The following is a 582-nucleotide window of genomic DNA, read 5'->3' as shown; positions in this document are numbered from 1 at the left end:
TTGACAATAAAGTTCGGAAGAATGACCTGGACCCAGTTTGTGATAATCGAAAAACTCAATACTGAATTTATCAAGTTAGGGGAAATAAACTTATTTATTAACTTTCATAGGCTTTTTAGCATCGAAAACTTAGCGATAATTTTTATCCCCCATGAAGACGATTCTAACAACGACAGGTGAAAAGGTTCTTTTAGATGATGAAGACTTTTTGAATCTGTCCAAATGGAATTGGTATCTTAATCTTAATAAAGACGTTAAGCTAATTTGCACCGCCATCCGCTTAAATAATAAAAAGCAAAAAATGGTTCTAATGCATCGGGAAATATTAAAACTCTCGGATCCTAATAAAGTTGTAATCCATCCTAACGGCAATCCATTCGATAACCGAAAAGCGAATTTATTTATAGTAAATCGCGGAAAGCAGAACTCCCTCCGTAAGAGGAACTATAACACAAAGTCATACAAAGTTGTTCACTTTAAAAAAGAAAACGGCACTTACATTGCGGCAATAAGCAAAGATGGGGTAAAATATTGTCTTGGAAGCTTCAAGACGGCTGAAGTTGCGGCTATGATGTATGATAA

Annotated in this window: 1 protein-coding gene and 1 pseudogene; both read left to right on the top strand. The window is 35.1% G+C overall.

The features are described from left to right. Positions 1–180: hypothetical protein (locus DLM75_RS24605; RefSeq protein WP_206610876.1), on the top strand; the 180-nt coding region annotated here is incomplete at its 5' end. Continuing rightward, a pseudogene (locus DLM75_RS24060) lies at positions 152–582 on the top strand (hypothetical protein); the annotation flags it as partial. The gene DLM75_RS24605 and the pseudogene DLM75_RS24060, both read left to right, overlap by 29 nt.

Origin of the sequence: Leptospira stimsonii (assembly GCF_003545885.1) — a bacterium.
Taxonomy (GTDB): domain Bacteria; phylum Spirochaetota; class Leptospiria; order Leptospirales; family Leptospiraceae; genus Leptospira; species Leptospira stimsonii.
This window is presented reverse-complemented; position numbering and strand designations above follow the sequence as displayed.